The following is a 289-nucleotide window of genomic DNA, read 5'->3' as shown; positions in this document are numbered from 1 at the left end:
ACCCGCTGGGAGATTGAGCTGGGCTACGGTGAACTGAAACGGCGGCAGTTAAAGGGGGAAGTCACATTGAGAAGCCGCTTCCCCGAGGGGGTTAAACAGGAGCTGTGGGGCATTCTGGTGGGCTATAACCTGTTAAGGAAGGAAATAACAGACATTGCGGATGAGGCGGGTGTTTTGCCGCGTCGGATAAGCTTTGTGGCAGCCCTGAATCTGTTGGTATCTCAGGTGAGGGTCAGCGACAGAGGAGCGCCGGGCAATATACCTAAGCATCTGAGAGGGATGAGGGAAA

Annotated in this window: 1 pseudogene; it reads left to right on the top strand. The window is 54.7% G+C overall.

Annotated features, from left to right (window positions below):
* A pseudogene (locus M6G53_RS25285) lies at window positions 1–289 on the top strand (IS4 family transposase); the annotation flags it as partial.

The sequence above is a fragment of the Serratia nevei genome (assembly GCF_024160145.1).
Lineage (GTDB): Bacteria > Pseudomonadota > Gammaproteobacteria > Enterobacterales > Enterobacteriaceae > Serratia > Serratia nevei_A.
This window is presented reverse-complemented; position numbering and strand designations above follow the sequence as displayed.